The sequence below is a fragment of the Streptomyces sp. NPDC001922 genome, assembly GCF_042891165.1.
Classification (GTDB): domain Bacteria; phylum Actinomycetota; class Actinomycetes; order Streptomycetales; family Streptomycetaceae; genus Streptomyces.
In genome coordinates this window covers 70,081-86,471 of the sequence record NZ_JBIASV010000011.1, presented here as the reverse complement: position 1 = coordinate 86,471, position 16,391 = coordinate 70,081, and the positions used below count along the sequence as shown (strand labels likewise).

Sequence of the window (16,391 nt, the reverse complement as noted above, 5' to 3'; positions counted from 1 at the left end):
CGAGCCGACCGCCGAGGCGACCCCACGCCCCCGCGGCCGCCTCACCCGGGCCGGAGAAAGCCCGACTCGTAGGCGGCGATCACCGCCTGGGTGCGGTCCCGCACCCCGAGCTTGGTGAGTACCCCCGCCACATGGGTCTTGGTCGTCGCGGGGCCCACCCGGAGCCGTTCGGTGATCTCGGCGTTGGACAGCCCCGACGCCATCAGCCGCAGCACCTCCGCCTCCCGGTCGGTGAGCCGGTTCAGCCAGGGCGCGCCGGCGCCGCCCACCCGGGGCGCGGGCGCGTGTTCGGCGGCCAGCGCCCGTACCGCGGCCGGGAACAGCAGCGAGTCGCAGCGGGCGACCAGCCGGACCGCCTGCACCAGTTCCTCCGCCCCCGAGCGTTTGAGCAGGAAGCCGCTGGCCCCGGCCCGCAGCGCGTCATAGACGTAGGAGTCGTTCTCGAAGGTCGTCACCACCACCACGCGCGGCGGCTCCGGCATGGTGCGGAGCAGCTGTTCGGTGGCCCGGATGCCGTCGATCTCCGGCATCCGCACATCCATCAGCACCAGATCCGGGCGGAGTTCGCGGATCAGCGGCACCGCCTCCGCGCCGGTAGCGGCCTCCCCGACGACCGTCATGTCCGGCTCGGCCTCCAGAATCGCCCGCAGGGCCGTCCGCACCAGCTGCTCGTCGTCGGCGAGCACGATCCGCAGGGGCGTCACCGCGCCCCTCCCGCCGGCAGCCGCACCGCAAGCCTCCACACCCCGTCGTCCTCCCCGGCCCGTGCGCTGCCGTGCAGCAGGGTGGCGCGCTCGGCGATGCCCCGCAGCCCGCGGCCGCCGCCCTCGTCCCGAGCACGGTCCCGCGCGGGCACCGGATTCTCCATGGTTATCTCCAGCTCCTCTTCCTCCACCGCGATCCGCAGGCGCACGGGCACCTGCCCGGCGTGCCGCAGCGCGTTGCTCAGCCCCTCCTGCACGATCCGGTACGCCTCCCGGGAGACCGCGTCCGGCAGCGCGCCGAGCTCTCCCGAGACCGACGGGTCGATGGTGACGCCCGCCGCCCGGGTGCGGATCAGCAGCTCGTCCAGCTCCGCCAGCGTCGGCCCCAACGGCAGTGCGGCCGCCCGGTCCTCGTCGTCGTCCTGCCGCAACAGGCCCAGGACGGCGTCCAGTTCACCGACGGTACGCCGGGCCGTCTCCTCGATGGCCGCCAGCGCCTGCCGGGCGAACGCGGGATCGGCGTCCAGCACCCGGCGCGCCGCGCTCGCCTGCAGGCTCACCGCGCTCAGCGCGTGCCCCACCGAGTCGTGCAGTTCCCGGGCCACCCGGTTGCGCTGTGCCAGCACCGTGGCCCGCTGTTCGGCGGCGGCGAGCCGGTCGGAGGGCGTGGGCCCCAGCAGCACGCGGGCGGCGCGGCCGAGCAGCTCGGCGGTCGAGACGGCGATCCCCGCCAGCGCGATCAGCAGCGCCACGCCCGAGAGCGGGAGCAGGATCCACTGCGCGGGGCCGTCGAACGACGCGAAGCGGACCAGGTAGTGGTTGCGCAGCTGCTCCGAGAACGGCAGCAGCACGAGGCTGAACGCGAACGGCGGCACGGCGAGGCTCATCCCGCTGATGACTCCGCCGACCGCGAAGTGGAGGGTGCACCAGGCCGCGGTGCGCAGCCGCGCCCCGGTACTCCGGGCCGGGCCGCTCGCCAACTCCGTGTCCGGGATCCCGTGCAGTGCGTGCAGCAGCCCCAGCGAGAGCGGCCGCGAGAGCGGGAGGAGCGCGCTCACGGCCACGATGGGCAGGGCCACGGCGAACGTCGTCAGCACGGCGGCGAGGGAACCGAAGAGCTCGTCCTCGCCCAGCAGCGGACCCACCAGCACCGAGGACACCAGGAAATACGGCATCAGCATGGCGCCGCCGAACACCAGATGGGCCCAGCCCGTCCGCGCCCGCGGCCCCAGGAACACGTCGGCACTCCGGAGCAGGGCGTTCACGTCGTACGGTGTCGCGCCGCGCGCCCGGCGGGGGAGCGGACGGCGGCGACGGGCATCCCGGCGGTCATCCGGCCAGCGTAGGCCAGGCTCCACCACGGGATGAGCCGCTCGGCCGCGTCGCGGTGCCCGGCCCGGCCCGACGGCCGGGCCGCCACCGGCAGTTCCGCCAGCGACTGCTGCCGGCGGCCGGGCGGAGCCGAGGGAGATCTCTCTCATGCCCGTCACTCTCGCGGGGCGCCCCCGGCCGCGCCTCGGCCCCGGTGAGGATCCTCCTCCGCCGCATGGGGGAGGGCGGGGTCAGCACCGGCGGGTGGCGACGGCCAGCCGGTCACGGGCGGCGAACAGGGCCTCCTTGACCGTCCGTTCGTGGTCCGCGGTCAGCCGCGCCGCCGGCACCGAGCAGCTGATCGCGTCCCTGGCCGGGGTGCGGTACGGCAGCGCGGCGCCGAAGCAGCACAGCCCCAGCGTGTTCTCCTCGCGGTCCACGGCGTACCCCTGCTCGCGGACGCGGCGCAGTTCCTCGATCAGTTGCTCCCGGTCGGTGACCGTGTGCTCGGTCAGCGGGGTGAGCACCGCCGGGAGCAGCGCCCGTACCTGCTCGTCGGAGTACGTCGCCAGCAGCGCCCGGCCCAGGGACGTCGAATGCGCGGGCAGCCGGCGCCCCACCCGGGGGACGGGTCGCAAGTGATGCCGGGACTGCCGGGTCGCGAGGTGGACGACGTCCGTGCCGTCCAGCCGGGCGAGATGGACCGTTTCGCCGGTGTCCTCCGCCAGCCGGTCCAGGGCCGGGCGGGCGGCGGCCACCACCTCGTCGCCGTCGAGGTACGCGGCGCCGACCAGCAGCGCGCGGACCCCGATGCCGTACCGGGTGCCCGTCGGGTCCGTCTCCACCCAGTCCAGCTCCACCAGGGTGCGCAGCAGCATGTAGAGGCTGGACTTGGGGTAGCCCACGGCCTCCTGGACGGTGGTGAGCGGGTGCAGGCCGGGGCGGCTCGCGAAGAACTCCAGCAACTCCACGGTGCGCACCGCGGATTTCACCGGAGCCCCGCCCGTCTCCGCAGCCGGCATCGGCCTTGACCCCCTCGTTGGCCAGGAATACTGTCCCCGAAGCATTCATCATCAGGAACAACGTTCAGCCTATCGAACGACCTGTGCGGCACGCGGAAGGATGCGCGGTGACAGCAGCAGTCTGGAGTGTCGACCCCAGGACCGGGAAGCAGCGGGAGCAGGTCGCCGTCGAGGCCACGCCGGAGGAGGTCGACCGGACGGTCCGCGCCGCCGACGCGGCGCGCCCGGCCCTCGCCGACCGGGCGGTACGGGCCGCCTTCCTGCGCACCGCCGCCGACCTTCTCGACGAGGCCGGCGACTTCGTCGTCGAGGCCGCCGACGCCGAGACGGCGCTGGGGCCCGGCCGGCTCACCGGGGAACTGGCGCGGACCACCCACCAGCTGCGTGCCTTCGCCGAGGCCGTGACGGAGGGCGCGTTCCTGGACATCCTCATCGACCGCGCCGACCCGGACGCGGTCCCCGTGCCCCGCCCCGACCTGCGCCGCTACAAGGTGCCCCTCGGGGTCGTCGCCGTCTACGCGGCCAGCAACTTCCCGCTGGCGTTCTCCGTGCCGGGCGGGGACACGGCCAGCGCGCTCGCCGCGGGCTGCCCCGTCGTCGTCAAGGCGCACCCCGACCACCCCGCCACCTCCGAGCTGTGCGCCTCCGTGCTGCGCCGGGCGGCGGCACGGCACGGCCTGCCGGAGACGCTGGTCGGCCTGGTCCACGGCTTCGACGCCGGGGTGGAGCTGGTACGGCACCCCCGGGTGGCCGCCGCCGGGTTCACCGGCTCCGTACGCGGCGGCCGGGCCCTCTTCGACGCCGCCGCCGCGCGCCCGGTGCCCATTCCCTTCCACGGCGAGCTGGGCAGCCTCAACCCCGTCGTGGTCACCGAGGCCGCGGCGGCGGAGCGGGCCGAGGAGATCGGCACCGGCCTGGCCGGGTCGATGACCCTGGGCGTGGGGCAGTTCTGCGTCAAGCCGGGCCTCGTCCTGGCCCCCGCCGGGGAGGCGGGCGACCGCCTGGTGCGCTCCCTCACCGAGGCCGTCAGCGACACGGCGGAAGGGGTCCTGCTCGACACCCGGATGCACGAGGCCTTCGTCACCGGCGTGCGGGAACGGAGCGCGCTGCCCGGCGTCGAGAGCCCGGTGACCCCGGGGGAGAGCGGCGACAACGCCGTCAGCGCCGGCTTCCTCACCGTCCCGGCCGCCCGGCTCGCCGCGGGTGACGGCCACGATCTGCTGCTGGAGGAGTGCTTCGGCCCGGTCACCGTCGTCGCCCGGTACGTGGACGCGGCGGAGGTGTCCGCGGTCCTCGCCCGGCTCGCCGGGAACCTCACCGCCACCGTCCACCTCGGCACCGAGGAGGCCGCGACGAGCGACGGGCCGGCCGCGCGGCTGCTGGCCGAACTCACCCCGCTCGCGGGCCGGCTGCTGGTCAACGGGTGGCCCACCGGGGTGGCCGTCGCCCCGGCGCAGCACCACGGCGGCCCGTACCCGGCCACCACCTCGGTCTCCACCTCGGTCGGCGGCACCGCCGTCGAACGCTGGCTGCGGCCGGTCGTCCACCAGAACACCCCCGAGGCGCTGCTGCCGCCGGAGCTCCGCGACGGAAACCCCCTCGGGCTGCCCCGCCGGGTCGACGGCCGCCCGGAGAGCTGAGCCGCCCGGAACACCGGCGCGAGGGGAGCGGCGGGCCGCCCGGGAGACCGGGCTGCCCGGAACGCCGAGCGGACCGGGAACGCCGAGCGCACCGGGAGGCCTGTGCCCTGCGGCCCCTCCCGGGCAGCCCGCACGGCCGCCCGCGAGCGCACCACCGCGCCGGGAACCCCCGGCGCCCTCCCGCCGTCCTGGTGATCATGACGGGCGCCCCGAGCCGGCCCCCGCCCCCGGCGGAACCCACCTGCGGATGCGGCTGGAACTGCCCGATGGGCCGGGAGCAGAGACAATGGAGTGATGCCGGAGACGAGCCCCGAGAGCCCGGGACCCCGGACGACGGACCGAGCGTACGCCGAGGTCAGGGCCCGGCTGCTCGACGGCTCCTACCGGCCGGGGGAGCTGCTGCACGAGGACACCGTGGCCACCGAGCTCGGGCTGCCGGGCGAGGCCGTGCACGAGGCCTTCACCCGGCTCCGGGAGGAGGGCGCCCTGCGGCTCTACCCCACCCGAGGAGCGCTGGTCCTGCCCGCCACCCTGCAGGAGGCACGGGACGTCATGGAGGCCCGGCTGCTGCTGGAGATCTTCGCCCTGGACTCCGTCGCCGCCCGGAGCCGCACCGAGCTGCGCGAACTCGGCCAGGAGCTGCTGAGCGAGATCCACGAGGTCGGCACGCCCGACGAAGCGATGGCGGTCGGCCGGGCCTTCCACACCCGGCTGGTCCGCGCGGCCGGCAACCCGGTGGTGGCCGACATGCACGTCGCCCTCTGGGACCGGACCTGGCACATCGCCGCCTCCTCCACCGTCGGGCCGGGCAACCCGGAGAACGACGCCGCCGAGCACGCCGCCATCGCCGAGGCCATGGCGATCGGCCGCGGCGGCGACGCCCGCGGACTGCTGCACCGGCACGTCTCCGCGACCCTGCACCGCATCGGCGTCGTCGAGGAGTTCGCACTGCCCCGCCCCGCCGACCTCAGCGGGTAGCGGCCGCAGACGCGGTGCGCCAGTCATTTTTCGGCCACCCGGCCTCTCCTGCCGCCATGCCTCCGCCTCCCGTCCCGGGCGGCCGCCGCCACCGCTCCGACCAGCACGAAGAGCCGCCCCGGCGGGTGCCGTCGCCCCGGTGCGAAGGAACTCTGAAGGGTGTCCCCCACCACCACTACGTGGACGTCCTCCGGCCCCCGGGAGAGGCTTGAGGCCATGGAGAACAGCCTGGGAGGCGCCCGGTTCGCGCCCGAGACCACCTATCTCAACACCGCGTCCAGCGGTCTGCTCCCCGCGCGGTCCGCCGCCGTGCTGCGGCAGGCGGTCGACGACGCCGTCACCGGCAGGCCCACACCGGGTCTCGGGACCGAGTCCGTGGAGCGGACCCGGGAGGCCTTCGCCGACCTGGCCGGGGTGCCCGCCGGCCGGGTGTCGGCGGCGGCCTCGGTCTCGGTGCACACCGGGCTGATCGCCGCGTCGCTGCCCGCCGGGGCCGAAGTCCTCGTCGCGGACGGCGACTTCAGCTCGCTCGTCGCCCCGTTCGCCGCGCGGGCGGACCTGAAGCTGCGCAGTGTGCCGCTGGAGAGCCTGGCCGACGCGGTACGCCCCGGCACCGCCCTGGTCGCCGTCAGCTCGGTCCAGTCCGCCGACGGCCGGATCGCCGACCTCGCGGCGGTACGCGAGGCCGCCGCGGACCACGGGGCCCGGACCCTGGTCGACGCCACGCAGTCCCTGGGCTGGCTGCCGTTCCGCGCCGACGACTTCGACTACACGGTGTGCGGGGCGTTCAAGTGGCTGCTCTGCCCGCGCGGGGTGTCGTTCCTCGTCGTCCCGGAGGCCTGCGACGCCCTGCCGCCGCTCTACGCCTCCTGGCCGGCCGCAGAGGACCCGCGGGGCAGCATCTACGGCCCGGTGCGGCTCGCCCGCTCGGCCAGTCGCTACGACCAGAGCCACGGCCTGCTGCCGTATCTCGCGGCCCAGCACTCGATCCCGGTGATCCGGGAGCTGGGCGGTCCCGCGGCCGTCGGCGCGCACAACACGGCCCTCGCGGAGCGGTTCCGGGTTGGTCTGGCGCGGCTGGGCCGGGAGCCGGTGCCGGCCCCGGGATCGGCCATCGTCTCCGTCCCCGGGCTCGGCCGTGCCGAGGACACGCTGCGCGCCGCCGGGGTGCAGATCTCCGCCCGGGCGGGGAACCTGCGGGTGTCCTTCCACCTCTACAACACGGCCGCCGACGTGGACCGCGTGCTGGACGTGCTCTCCGGGCTCCCCGACAGCCCCTGACCCGTCCGTCCCGGGAGGCGTTCGGCGAAAGCCCGCCCGGAACCTGAGCGGAGCGGACGGACGAGAGCCCCGCCCGGCAACGCACCGAGCCGGGCGGGGCTCTCGTGATCCTGCGGAAGCGCCACTCCTCGCGGCAGCGCCGCTTCCCGCTTCCCGCTACGGCGCGGACGTCACCGCACCGGCGTGAAGTCCCGCGCCCCGATGAAGTCCGGGCGCCGGACCGGGGCCGCGAACGGCTCCACGGCCTCGTTCTCCACGCTGTTGAAGACGATGAAGACGTTGCTGCGCGCGAAAGGCGTGATGTTGTCGCCCGAACCGTGCATGCAGTTGCAGTCGAACCAGGTCGCCGAACCGGCCGCACCGGTGAACAGCTTGATGCCGTGCTGGTCGGCGAACTTCGTGAGCGCCTCGTCCGACGGGGTGCCCGCGTCCTGCATCTGCAGCGACTTCTTGTAGTTGTCCTTCGGCGTTGCCCCCGCGCAGCCAAGGAAGGTCCGGTGCGAGCCCGGCATGATCATCAAGCCGCCGTTGGTGTCGTAGTTCTCGGTCAGCGCGATCGAGACGGACACCGTCCGCATGTTCGGCAGGCCGTCCTCGGCGTGCCAGGTCTCGAAGTCCGAGTGCCAGTAGAACCCCGTGGCCCCGAAACCGGGCTTGACGTTGATCCGGCTCTGGTGGACGTACACGTCCGAGCCGAGGATCTGCCGGGCGCGCTCCACCACGCGCGGGTCACGCACCAGGCCCGCGAACACCTCGCTGATCTTGTGCACCTCGAAGACCGTCCGGACGTCCTGCGACTTCGGCTCGACGATGGAGCGCTCGTCGGCGCGGATGACCGGGTCGGTGGTCAGCCGGTCGAGCTCGGCACGGTACTTCGCCACCTCGTCCGGAGTGATCAGCTGGTCCACCGTCAGGAAACCGTCGCGATCGAAGTCGCGCAGGTCGGACGGCTGGACCGGGCCGGGAGCCCCCGGCTCGGACCATACGACCGGGTCCAGTCGCGGAGTGCTCACCTCGGTGGCTCCGCGCGTCGGGTAGAGATCGGCCGTTCGCTCGGGTGCGGTGGTCATGGTGGTGCTCCCTCTCCTCTCGTACGTCCCTGCTCTTTCCTTTCCTGCGGGGGGAAGCTCAGTTCTCGGCAGGCTCGGTGAGCAGCGGGTACACACCGTTCTCGTCGTGGTCCTCCCGGCCGGTGACCGGCGGGTTGAACACGCAGACGCAGCGGAAGTCGGTCTTCGGGCGCATGGTGTGACGCTCGTGGCCGTCCAGGAGGTACATCGTTCCCGGAGTGATCCAGTGCGTCTCACCGGTCTCGTCGTTGGTCAGCTCGGCCTCGCCCTCGACGCAGAGCACGGCCTCGATGTGGTTGGCGTACCACATCGACGTCTCGGTGCCCGCGTAGAGCGTCGTCTCGTGCAGCGAGAAGCCCACGCGCTCCTTGGCGAGAACGATGCGCTTGCTCTCCCAGGTGCCCGACGCGGCCTTCACGTGCCGGTCGGTGCCCTCGATGTCCTTGAACGAACGGACGATCACGGTGATGGTGCCTTTCTGTTCTACGGTCGGCGGTACGGGGGATGAGGTCAACCCGTGGGGACCGGGGGCGGCCGTCGGGCCGCCCCCGGAAAGCAGCCGTCAGGCCGTCTCGCGCACCGCCCGGGCGAGGATGCGCAGACCCTCGTCCAGCTCCTCCGGGGTCACGGTGAGCGGCGGCAGCAGCTTCACGACCTCGCTCTGCGGACCCGAGGTCTCGATCAGCAGACCCAGCTCGAAGGCGCGGGCGGCGACCTTGTTCGCCCGGTCCTTGTCGGCGAACTCCAGGCCCCAGGCGAGGCCACGGCCGCGGGCGTTGCCGCCGAGCCGCGGGTGCTCCTCGACGATCGCGTTGAGCGCCTGCTCGACCTGCTCGCCGCGGGCGATGGTCTGCTTCTCCATCTGCCCGTCCGCCCAGTAGGTGTCCAGGGCGGCGGCAGACGTCACGAAAGCCGGGTTGTTGCCACGGAAGGTGCCGTTGTGCTCACCCGGCTCCCATATGTCCAGCTCGGGCTTGAAGAGGGTGAGCGACATCGGCAGGCCGTAGCCGCTGATCGACTTCGACAGGGTGACGATGTCCGGGGTGATGCCGGCCTCCTCGAAGGAGAAGAAGGCACCGGTGCGGCCGCAGCCCATCTGGATGTCGTCGACGATCAGCAGCATGTCGCGGCGCTTGCAGAGGTCCGCGAGGGCGCGCAGCCACTCGGCGCGGGCGACGTTGATGCCGCCCTCGCCCTGGATCGTCTCGACGATCACGGCGGCGGGCTGGTTCAGGCCGGAGCCCTGGTCCTCGAGCAGCCGCTCGAACCACAGGAAGTCCGGGACCCGGCCCTCGAAGTAGTTGTCGAACGGCATCGGGGTGCCGTGCACCAGCGGGATGCCCGCACCGGCGCGCTTCATCGAGTTGCCGGTGACGGCCAGCGCGCCCAGCGACATGCCGTGGAACGCGTTGGTGAAGCTGACGATCGACTCGCGGCCCTTGACCTTGCGGGCGAGCTTCAGCGCGGCCTCGACGGCGTTGGCGCCTGTCGGGCCCGGGAACATGACCTTGTAGGGCAGGTCACGCGGGCGCAGGATCGTGTTCTGGAAGGACTCGAGGAAGGCACGCTTGGCGGTGGTGCCCATGTCGAGACCGTGGGTGACGCCGTCGCGCTCGATGTAGTCGATCAGCGCGCGTTTCAGCACCGGGTTGTTGTGCCCGTAGTTCAGGGCGCCGGCACCGGCGAAGAAGTCGAGGTACGTATGGCCGTCCTCGTCGTACATGTAGCTGCCCTGAGCCCGGTCGAACACGGCGGGCCAGCTGCGGCAGTAACTGCGCACCTCCGACTCCAGGGTCTCGAAGACGCTCAGGGCGGGCGGGGTGATGGTCACAGCGAGCTCCAGGGAGAGTGGCGTGAGGAAGGGAGGAAAGTCTGGGGGGCGGGCTTCAGCGTGGGGGCGCCGGTGCCGCGAGGGGACCGATCCGGTACAGCACCTCGGGCTCGTGCCCGCCGTCGGGGAACATGCCGCCGTCGAACAGGACCTCTCGCTCCACCGCGGCTCCGTGCCGCTCGGCGAACGAGGTGAACAGCCGGTTCGAGGGGGCGTTGTCGGGGGTGATGGTGGTTTCGACGCTGCGGACGCCGAGTCCGCCGGCGACCCGGAGGGTCAGTCCGTCCAGGAGCGCCGCGGCCAGGCCGCGTCCGCGCTGCGCGTGGTCGACGGCGACCTGCCAGACGACCAGGGTCTGTGGGCGCTCCGGGCGGATGTAGCCGGTGATGAAGCCGACCGGCTCGCCGCCCCCGTCGCGCGCCACCACGGAGGTGGCGGCGAAGTCACGGCACCACAGGAGGTAGCTGTACGAGGAGTTGAGGTCGAGCACCTTGGAGTCGCGGGCAATGCGCCATATCGCGGCTCCGTCCTCGACTCGCGGGGTGTCGAGTTCGAGGCCCTCGGGCATTTCGAGGAATTCGGTGTCGACACCTGCCAGGGCTGCTTGTGCGGCGGTCATGCAAATTAAATTTACCGAGGGCAAATCAAAATCGCATCTCGGGGAGGGGTTACGGAAGTGGGGGTCCATGTGATATCGCGCGTGGACGCGCGGGCGTGCGGACGCTCCGCGGATAGGGCCGTTTTGCCCGGTAATTCCGGGACGAAGCGGACCTGCTGTGGAGTCCGTCACATGTGCGTAACGCGGATGAGACCCCTCTGAATTGCGTCACCGACCGACAGAAAACTGGGGCGTTTGAAGGCCGGGATGGAGGGAAGAAGCAGATGGAAAGCTATACGGATGAGTAATTGGGAATTCGCCCGCAAAGGATATGTCGAATCGCTGGCCCCGCAATTGTGGAAGGCGGGGGCAGTATTCGCGTGACCGGTGCGCCCGGCGTCCGGGGGCTCGTACAGTGCGTCCCATGAGCGAGAGTGCTGTGCTGCACATCAGGGGACGGGTGCTGGTCGGGCCGGAAGAGGTCCGGGACGAGCTGTGGGCGGTGGACGGCAGGATCACCTACCGGCGGCCGGCGGCCGCACGCGATGTGACCACCGTAACCGGCTGGGCGCTCCCCGGCCTGGTGGACGCCCACTGTCATGTCGGGCTGGACGCCCACGGCCCGGTCGACGACTCGACCAGCGAGAAGCAGGCACTGACCGAGCGCGACGCCGGGGCGCTGCTCCTCCGGGACGCCGGCTCCCCCTCCGACACCCGCTGGATCGACGACCGCGAGGACCTGCCGCGCATCATCCGCGCGGGGCGTCACATCGCGCGCACCAAGCGTTACATCCGTAACTACGCGCACGAGATCGAGCCCGAGGACCTGGTCGCGTACGTCGCGCAGGAGGCCCGGCGCGGCGACGGCTGGGTCAAGCTCGTCGGGGACTGGATCGACCGCGAGACCGGCGATCTGGGCGTCTGCTGGCCGCGCGGCGCCGTGGAGGCCGCGATCGCCGAGGCGCACCGGCTGGGCGCCCGGGTCACCGCCCACTGCTTCGCCGAGGAGACCCTGGCGCCGCTGGTCGAGGCGGGCATCGACTGTGTCGAGCACGCCACCGGGCTCACCGAGGAGACCATCCCGCTGTTCGCCGAACGCGGCGTCGCCATCGTGCCCACGCTGGTCAACATCGCCACCTTCCCCAAGCTCGCCGACGGCGGCCAGGCGAAGTTCCCGCGCTGGTCGGACCATATGCGGCGGCTCCACGCCCGCCGCTACGACACGGTGCGCTCCGCCTACGACGCGGGCATCCCGGTGTACGTCGGCACGGACGCGGGCGGCTCGCTCGCACACGGTCTGGTCGGGGCGGAGGTCGCCGAGCTGGTCCGGGCGGGCATCCCGCCCCTCGCGGCGCTCTCCGCGACCACCTGGGGCGCGCGGGAGTGGCTGGGCAGGCCGGGGCTCACCGAGGGTGCTCCGGCCGACCTCGTGGTCTACGAGGACGATCCCCGGGCCGACGTCCGGGTGCTGACCGCGCCGCGGCGGGTGGTGCTGCGGGGGCGGGTGATCGGCTGAGCGCCGGGGGCGGGGCGGCTGTGTGGCCACCGGCGGCGACCGAGGGTGACGGGCCCGGCGCGGCGGCCGTGTCCGGGGCCATGAGTGGCGGGCGCGGGGGCGGCGTGCCCCGCGGGCGCGCCACCGGGGCGGCCGCCGAGGTCACGGCCGTGATCGGCGGTCCGCGAGCCGGGCGGCGTATTCGAATGTGATGACGGAAACCACCCGTTGGGATGAACTCACGGCGGGTTGACCTCTGTTCACGCTCAGTACGTAAGTATGTCCGGGTCGTGGTCGTCGGCGCCCCCGATGTCCCCTGGGCGGCGCCGACGGCCCCATGTCTCCTTGGGGGTTTCCACCGTGAACAGCTCTGCCTTCGGCATGCCCGCGCGCCGCGCCGCCGCCATGCTGACCGCCACCGCCCTGGCCGCCGGTCCCGCGGCCGTCCTGGGCGCGGCGCCCGCCCACGCCACCGGTGGCGGCGGCGGGAAGGCCGGGGCCGTCGTGCTCCGCACCGGCCTCGATGTCCGTCTGCTCAACGATTCCGTGCACGTCCCGCTGAACGCGGCCCTGAACGAGGTCCAGGCCCCGGCGGACGCCGACCGGACCGCGCTGGCGGTGCGGCTCGACGGCGTCGGCCGTGGCCGCCCGGTCAGCGTGCTGCGCGCCGACGCGGCCACCGCCCGCGCCACGGCCGACGCCCGCCGGGCCAAGGGCTACGCCAACCTCGTCCGGGCCAGGGTCCATGTCCCCGGTCTGCCGCTGCTGTCGCTGATCGAGGTCGAGCAGGTCACGTCGAAGGCGGTGTGCCGGGCCGGTCACCGGCCGGAGGCCGTGTCGAACGTGCTGGGCACGGTGCGGGTGCTCGGCAAGAAGGTCACGCTCAGCTCCGGTGGCACCACCCGGGTACGGGTGCCGCAGGTGGGGGAGGTGCGGCTCGATCTGTCACGGACCGCCACCACCTCGCGGACGGCGGCGGCCACCGCGCTCGCGCTGCGGGTCTCGGTCGATCCGCTCAAGCTGAACGTCGCGAAGGTCGAGGGCCGGGTCACGCTGGCCGAGGCCACCTGCCGGAGCCCGCGCGCCGGGGGCAGCCAGGAGCCGGGGCGGCCCGGGGAGCGGCCGGACCACGAGAAGCCGGGAGCGGAGAAGCCCGGTGAGGAGCGGCCCGGGCACGAGGAGCCGGGTGCCGGGCAGCCGGGCGGCACGGAGAAGCCCGGCGGTGCGGAAACGCCCGGCGGGGACGAGCCGGGGGCCGGGAAGCCCGCGCCGGGCGGCACCGACGGCCCGCGGCTCAGCACGCAGACGGGGTCCGGTGCGGAACGGGCGGCCGCGGGTGACCGGCCGGCCGGCGGGAACCTCGCCCAGACCGGTGGCAGCGCCACCACCCCGTATCTGGCCGGGGGCGCGGCCCTGCTGGTCGTGGCGGGCGGCGGAGCGCTGGTGCTCGCCCGGCGCCGCCGCCGGGGCTGAGCCCGTGACGCCGGAGCCGACCCCGTAGGGGTGGGCGTCGGCGGCCGGGCGCGGGGTGTCGTCCCGGGGATCCACCCCTGGCGACGACACCCGGTGACCTCCCTCGTCAGCCGTCCACGAGGACCTTCGCCAGGGCCTCCGTGAAGCGGTCCGTCGTCGTGCGGTCGCGCACCGCGATCCGCAGCCAGTCCGGTCCCAGGCCCGGGAAGGTGTCACCGCGGCGGACCGCGAACCCCCGGTCCCGCAACCGGTCCCGCACGGTGGCGGCTCCGGCCAGCCGGACCAGCACGAACGGTCCCGCGGGGGGCGAGCACACCTCCACCCCGCCGACCTCGGCCAGCCGGCCCAGCAGATGGGCGCGGTCGGAGGCGATGCGGTGGGCGGCGTGGGCGGCCTCGGCGAGGGCCTGCGGCTCGCTGCACGCCACCGCCGCCGCCAGGGCCGGCCCGGAGACCGGCCAGAGCGGCTGGGCGCGCTCCAGCGCGGCGATCAGCTCCGGCGCGGCGAGCACGTACCCGATGCGCAGCCCCGCCAGCCCCCAGGTCTTGGTGAGGCTGCGCAGGACCACCAGCCCCGGCAGGTCGGTGCGCCCGGCGAGCGACTCGCCCTCGCCGGGCACGGCGTCCATGAAGGCCTCGTCGACGACGAGCACCCGCCCGGGGCGTGCCAGCCGGGCGAGCGCGTCCGCCGGGTGCAGCACGGAGGTGGGGTTGGTCGGGTTGCCCACCACGACCAGGTCGGCGTCGTCCGGGACCGCCTCCGCGGCCAGCCGGAACCCCGTCCCGGCCGCCAGCAGCACGCGCTCGACCTCGTGTCCGGCGTCCCGCAGCGCGGCCTCCGGCTCGGTGAACTGGGGGTGCACCACCACCGGACGGCGTGCCGGGAAGGCCCGCGCCAGCAGCACGAACGCCTCGGCCGCGCCCGCCGTCAGCAGCACCCGGTCCTCGTCCAGCCCGTGACGCCGGGCCACGGCCGCGCGGGCCGGCCGCCCGTCCGGGTACGCGGCCAGGCCGTCCAGGGACGCGGCGATCCGCTCCTTGAGCCAGGCCGGGGGCGTGCCCGCCCGGACGTTCACCGCGAGATCGGTCAGACCGGCGCCGCCGCCGCGCACCTCCGCGTCCCCGTGGTGGCGCAGATCGACGGCGGACTCGGCCGGCCCGGGGGATGTCGGCACGGTCACCGTCCCGTGCGGTGGTCGCGGGGTTCCTCGCCGGCAGGCGCGCCGGCCCGGTCGTGCTGCCGCGGAACGGTCACCGGGGCCCCGCCCCACGGCTCCGCCGGCCGGGCGCAGGATTCGCAGAACTGCTCCGGGCCGCCGCCGACGGCCTCCCGGTACCGCTCCAGGACCAGATCGGCCAACTCCCCGGCCGGTCCTATGACATCGGCGGAGACCACCTCCACCTCGGGGTGCGCCGAGGCCCAGCCCTCGGACTGCTGCCGCGCCCGGTCCGGGAGCGCCCCGGCGAAGAGGAAGTACGGCAGGACCACGATCCGTTGCGCGCCGAGCCGGAGGCAGCGGTCGAGGCCGGACGGCACATCGGGCGCCGCGAGCGAGACGAAGGCCGTCTCCACACCGGCGAAGCCCCGGCCCTCCCAGAGCAGCCGGGCCGCCAGGTGCACCTCGGCGTTGCCGGCCGGGTCGGTGGCACCGGCGCCCACCAGCAGCACGGTGGTCCGCGCCCGGTCGGCGGGCGACCGGGCGGCGTCGCCCAGCGCCTCGTCGAGCCGGCGGTCCAGCGCCCGCAGCAGCAGGGGGTGCGGGCCGAGCGCGCGGCCGTACCGGTAGGCGATGCCGGGGTGCCGCCGCGTCTCGTCGGCCAGTGCGTCGGTCACGCCGTCGGCGGCGCGTCCGGCGGCGACGAGCGTGAGGGGCACGGCCGCGCACCGGGTCACTCCGCGCTCGGCGAGCCCGGCCACGGCGTCCGACAGCCGCAGCGCGGGCCGGGGCGCGGGGTTCTGCGCTGAGGGGTTCTGCGGTGACGGGGTGTGCGGTGAAAGGTTCTGCGGTGAGGAGGACCGCTCCGGGCCGGTGGGGGGAGCGCCGGGCCGTGGAGTCTGGTCGACGAGTCCACCCGCCACCGGCAGTCCGGGTGCGCGCCGTTCCAGCTCCTGGACGAGGGCGTGGACGGCGGCAACTCCCGCTTCGTCGCGGGTTCCGGGGCCGGCGATGAGCAGCGCGGGCGGGGTCGTCACTGTGACTCCTTGGACGTGCGGGTGGGGCCGACCGGTCCGGACGAGGCCGGACCGGCAAGGAGAAGCGGATGGGGAACCGCCGCGACGCCGGCCGGACCGCTCTTCTCCCCGACGTTACTGACTCTTCCGCCGCGCTGTCTGCGCAGGGCAGCCTTGCTCTCCGCCGAACTGTCCGTTCCGACCGGCGTTTCCCCGGTTGCTCCGGCCGTCGCCGCTCCTGCCGGGGCCCCTGGTGCCGCCGCTCCGGGCGGCGCTCCTGCCGCAGCCGCTCCCGGCGCCGCGTCGTGTCCGCCGTCCCGGCGCCGGGCCACGGCCGCGGTCACCATCGCCGGGCGGCCTTCGGGCACCGACTTCCGCTTGGGCACGACGAGTTCGGCCCCCGGCCCGGCGGCCAGCAGCGCGGCGGCCTCGGCGACCCCGGGCGCACCGACGGCGGCGCGGGCCGCCTCGGACGGGTGCGGCACCTCCACGGCGGCCAACGCGTCGGCCGGATAGGCCCGCAGCGGCACGCCGAGCCGTTCGGCGGCGCCGAGGAGCCCGGCCTCGTCCGCCTTGGCGCGGACGGTCGCGAGTTCGGCGACCTCGCTCTCCGCGAGCCCGGCGCCGGCGAGGACGTCCCGGATCAGCCCGAGGGCTTCGGCGCACGGTGCGCCCCGGCGCGCCCCGACCCCGACGACGAGGGACGGGGGCCGGCGCGGCACGCCGGTCTCGGAGCCGGCCACCGCACGGGTCCCGCCGGCCACCGCGCGAGTCCCGCCGGTCCGTCCCCCACCGGCTTCCCCGGCCGCCCCCGCC

Annotated in this window: 15 protein-coding genes; 5 read left to right on the top strand and 10 right to left on the bottom strand. The window is 74.4% G+C overall.

Annotated elements, in window-relative coordinates; all coding sequences use genetic code 11:
• Positions 1-41 precede the first annotated feature (41 nt).
• The 3 genes from ACFYYR_RS21450 to ACFYYR_RS21440 form a co-directional block, all read right to left on the bottom strand.
• Complete coding sequence (locus ACFYYR_RS21450) at positions 42-704, bottom strand: response regulator (protein WP_388855704.1); 663 nt, start codon at positions 702-704, stop codon at positions 42-44.
• On the bottom strand, positions 701-1,969 hold the full coding sequence (locus tag ACFYYR_RS21445; RefSeq protein ID WP_388855701.1) for a sensor histidine kinase: 1,269 nt from the start codon (positions 1,967-1,969) through the stop codon (positions 701-703). Before ACFYYR_RS21445 ends, ACFYYR_RS21450 begins: the two co-directional genes overlap by 4 nt.
• A 297-nt stretch (positions 1,970-2,266) precedes the next feature.
• A complete protein-coding gene (locus ACFYYR_RS21440) occupies positions 2,267-3,037 on the bottom strand; it encodes an IclR family transcriptional regulator (protein WP_388855698.1) in 771 nt (256 codons plus the stop codon).
• Positions 3,038-3,144: 107 nt separating this feature from the next.
• On the opposite strand from ACFYYR_RS21440, the gene ACFYYR_RS21435 reads away from it, so the two are divergent.
• From ACFYYR_RS21435 to ACFYYR_RS21425, 3 genes are all read left to right on the top strand, one after another.
• Positions 3,145-4,677, top strand: coding sequence for an aldehyde dehydrogenase (NADP(+)) (locus ACFYYR_RS21435; protein ID WP_388855695.1), 1,533 nt, complete (start codon positions 3,145-3,147; stop codon positions 4,675-4,677).
• 294 nt (positions 4,678-4,971) lie between these two features.
• Positions 4,972-5,655, top strand: coding sequence for a GntR family transcriptional regulator (locus tag ACFYYR_RS21430; RefSeq protein ID WP_388855692.1), 684 nt, complete (start codon positions 4,972-4,974; stop codon positions 5,653-5,655).
• Positions 5,656-5,871: 216 nt separating this feature from the next.
• Positions 5,872-6,936: an aminotransferase class V-fold PLP-dependent enzyme gene (locus ACFYYR_RS21425; protein ID WP_388855688.1), complete on the top strand. Its 1,065-nt coding sequence runs from the start codon at positions 5,872-5,874 to the stop codon at positions 6,934-6,936.
• 170 nt (positions 6,937-7,106) lie between these two features.
• Here the strand turns inward: ACFYYR_RS21425 and thpD are convergent, their stop codons facing one another.
• The 4 genes from thpD to ectA form a co-directional block, all read right to left on the bottom strand.
• On the bottom strand, positions 7,107-8,006 hold the full coding sequence (thpD, locus tag ACFYYR_RS21420) for an ectoine hydroxylase (protein ID WP_388855685.1): 900 nt from the start codon (positions 8,004-8,006) through the stop codon (positions 7,107-7,109).
• Between the two features lie 58 nt (positions 8,007-8,064).
• Positions 8,065-8,469 (bottom strand): ectoine synthase, encoded by a 405-nt coding sequence (locus tag ACFYYR_RS21415; RefSeq protein WP_351507333.1) that lies wholly within the window; start codon positions 8,467-8,469, stop codon positions 8,065-8,067.
• 99 nt (positions 8,470-8,568) lie between these two features.
• Positions 8,569-9,837 carry a diaminobutyrate--2-oxoglutarate transaminase gene (gene ectB / locus ACFYYR_RS21410; RefSeq protein ID WP_388855681.1) on the bottom strand — a complete coding sequence of 423 codons (1,269 nt, stop codon included), beginning with the start codon at positions 9,835-9,837 and terminating at the stop codon, positions 8,569-8,571.
• Between the two features lie 55 nt (positions 9,838-9,892).
• Complete coding sequence (ectA, locus tag ACFYYR_RS21405; RefSeq protein ID WP_388855678.1) at positions 9,893-10,456, bottom strand: diaminobutyrate acetyltransferase; 564 nt, start codon at positions 10,454-10,456, stop codon at positions 9,893-9,895.
• Between the two features lie 403 nt (positions 10,457-10,859).
• On the opposite strand from ectA, the gene ACFYYR_RS21400 reads away from it, so the two are divergent.
• The gene (locus ACFYYR_RS21400) at positions 10,860-11,951 is read left to right on the top strand and encodes an amidohydrolase family protein (RefSeq protein ID WP_388855675.1); all 1,092 of its coding nucleotides are present in this window, start codon (positions 10,860-10,862) and stop codon (positions 11,949-11,951) included.
• A gap of 360 nt (positions 11,952-12,311) precedes the next feature.
• A complete protein-coding gene (locus tag ACFYYR_RS21395) occupies positions 12,312-13,403 on the top strand; it encodes an SCO1860 family LAETG-anchored protein (protein WP_388856292.1) in 1,092 nt (363 codons plus the stop codon).
• Positions 13,404-13,509: 106 nt separating this feature from the next.
• On the opposite strand, the gene cobC is transcribed toward ACFYYR_RS21395, so the two are convergent.
• From cobC to ACFYYR_RS21380, 3 genes are read right to left on the bottom strand one after another with little or no spacing between them, the layout of a single operon-like run.
• Positions 13,510-14,577, bottom strand: coding sequence for an Rv2231c family pyridoxal phosphate-dependent protein CobC (cobC, locus tag ACFYYR_RS21390; RefSeq protein ID WP_388855672.1), 1,068 nt, complete (start codon positions 14,575-14,577; stop codon positions 13,510-13,512).
• Between the two features lie 2 nt (positions 14,578-14,579).
• Complete coding sequence (locus tag ACFYYR_RS21385) at positions 14,580-15,596, bottom strand: sirohydrochlorin chelatase (protein ID WP_388855668.1); 1,017 nt, start codon at positions 15,594-15,596, stop codon at positions 14,580-14,582.
• Positions 15,593-16,318 (bottom strand): cobalamin biosynthesis protein, encoded by a 726-nt coding sequence (locus ACFYYR_RS21380; RefSeq protein ID WP_388855665.1) that lies wholly within the window; start codon positions 16,316-16,318, stop codon positions 15,593-15,595. Before ACFYYR_RS21380 ends, ACFYYR_RS21385 begins: the two co-directional genes overlap by 4 nt.
• Positions 16,319-16,391 lie beyond the last annotated feature (73 nt).

Coding starts and splice junctions, on each gene's coding strand:
- ACFYYR_RS21440 (WP_388855698.1), bottom strand. CDS start 3,037: ATGCCGGCTGCGGAGACGGGCGGGGCTCCGGTGAAATCCGCGGTGCGC.
- ACFYYR_RS21430 (WP_388855692.1), top strand. CDS start 4,972: ATGCCGGAGACGAGCCCCGAGAGCCCGGGACCCCGGACGACGGACCGA.
- ACFYYR_RS21425 (WP_388855688.1), top strand. CDS start 5,872: ATGGAGAACAGCCTGGGAGGCGCCCGGTTCGCGCCCGAGACCACCTAT.
- thpD (WP_388855685.1), bottom strand. CDS start 8,006: ATGACCACCGCACCCGAGCGAACGGCCGATCTCTACCCGACGCGCGGA.
- ectA (WP_388855678.1), bottom strand. CDS start 10,456: ATGACCGCCGCACAAGCAGCCCTGGCAGGTGTCGACACCGAATTCCTC.
- ACFYYR_RS21400 (WP_388855675.1), top strand. CDS start 10,860: ATGAGCGAGAGTGCTGTGCTGCACATCAGGGGACGGGTGCTGGTCGGG.
- ACFYYR_RS21395 (WP_388856292.1), top strand. CDS start 12,312: ATGCCCGCGCGCCGCGCCGCCGCCATGCTGACCGCCACCGCCCTGGCC.